Annotated in this window: 2 protein-coding genes; one reads left to right on the forward strand and one right to left on the reverse strand. The window is 73.8% G+C overall.

Annotated features, from left to right (window positions below; all coding sequences use genetic code 11):
• Nucleotides 1-26: 26 nt before the first annotated feature.
• Nucleotides 27-218 carry a hypothetical protein gene (locus ACFU7Z_RS39285; protein ID WP_380782957.1) on the reverse strand — a complete coding sequence of 64 codons (192 nt, stop codon included), beginning with the start codon at nt 216-218 and terminating at the stop codon, nt 27-29.
• A gap of 113 nt (nt 219-331) precedes the next feature.
• Between ACFU7Z_RS39285 and ACFU7Z_RS39290 the strand changes: the two genes are divergently transcribed.
• Entirely contained in the window at nt 332-1,165 is an 834-nt protein-coding gene (locus ACFU7Z_RS39290; protein WP_380782959.1) for an NAD(P)H-binding protein, read from the forward strand.
• Nucleotides 1,166-1,670 lie beyond the last annotated feature (505 nt).

Genomic DNA, 1,670 nt, shown 5'->3' on the forward strand with positions numbered 1-1,670 from the left:
CGGCAATCCGGCCTCCTCCGCCCGCGCTACCGGACCTGCAGCAGCCGGGCGGCGAGGCCGGCCGCCTCCTCGGGTGCCACCGTCGCGAAGGCCCGGCGGTACCGGGCGAACCGTACGTGCTCGTCCGGATCGAAGCCCGCGGCACCGGCTGCCACCGTCCCGGTCACCGAGGTCTCCTCTTCCGTCCTGCCGTGGCCGGGGTGGTCCACGGCCGTCACCTGCCCGATTCTCGCACGGCCGCCGGGCGCCCTCTCGGCGATCTCGTTGACCTCAAGCCCGCTTGAGCTCCTAGCCTTCCTCCGACCAGTCGTCAGATGACAGGAGAAGGCAGATGATTCTTGTGACCGGAGCCACCGGGAACATCGGACGCGCCCTGCTGGAGGACCTGCGGGCGCACGGGGCGGGCCCCCTCCGAGGCCTCACCCGTGACGCCGCCCGAGCTCGGTTCCCCGAGGGGGTGGAGGCGTGCGAAGGCGACTTCGCCGACCCGGCCGCCCTGGCGTCCGCCCTCGACGGGGTGCGCTCGCTGTTCCTGGTGTCGCGGATCGGCTCCGACGCCGAGATCCTCGCCGCCGCCCGCCGGGCGGGTGTCGAGCACGTGGTACTGGTGTCGTCCATCACCGTCCAGACGCATCCGCACCTGGGCCCCGCCCGCGAGAACGCCGCCGTCGAGCGGCTGCTCACGGACAGCGGCATGGCGTGGACGGTGCTCCGGCCGACGCAGTTCGCCTCGAACGCCCTGTGGTGGGCGCCGGCGATCCGCGAGCGCCGGACGGTCCGCGTGCCGTACGCGGACACCGGGCTGCCCACCGTCCACCCCGCGGACATCGCGGCCGTGGCGCGCGTGGCGCTCACCGAACCCGGCCACCGGGGACGGACCTACGCGCTGACCGGCCCACGGCGGGTGACGGCCCGGCAGCAGCTGGAGGCCGTCGCGGCGGCCCTGGGGCGGGAGGTGCCCGTCGCGGAGACCGGCCGCGCGGAGGCCCACCGGGAACTGTCCGCGCTCCTGGGGGCCGAGGCCGCGGACGCGGTGCTGGACGTGACGGGCGGCGACGTCAACGACGAGCTGCTGGAGGTGCGCGACACCGTCGAAGCGGTCACCGGATCCCCCGCCAGGCCCTTCCGCCGCTGGGTCTCCGAGAACATCGCCGCCTTCCGCTGAGCCGCCCCCCGGCAGCGCCCCCGCCCGGCTCCGGATGCTCAACCGATGGCCACCACCCGGGCCCACTCCGGCGGAGTGTCCGGCCGGATGCTCAAGGGCTGCTGGAGGAGGGGTCGAGACGGGTGGTTCGTGGCGGCTTGGGTGTGTTCTGGTGGAGGGCGGAGGGGGCGCGGCGGGGGTGTAGACGCTCGCGCATGGAACTGAGTGCGGAGGCTATGGTTCGCCGGCCCGGAGTGGCCTTGACTGGTGAGCACAAGGACGGACGCGCAGGGTTCACGAACACCGGCGGGTCCGCCGATCCGAACAGGCTCCTACTCCGAGTGAGGGTGATTGTGATGGCTGGTGTGGTGGATCTCGCGGTCGAGTCCGGTGTCGTGCTGGTGGTCGGTGGGACGGGGAAGACGGGTCGGCGGGTGGCGGACCGGCTGACGGCCCTGGGGTACGGGGTGCGGGTGGGGTCGCGTTCGGGTGCGGTGCCGTTCGACTGGCACGACGAGGGGACGTG

This window comes from Kitasatospora sp. NPDC057518, assembly GCF_042802075.1.
Classification (GTDB): Bacteria; Actinomycetota; Actinomycetes; order Streptomycetales; family Streptomycetaceae; genus Kitasatospora.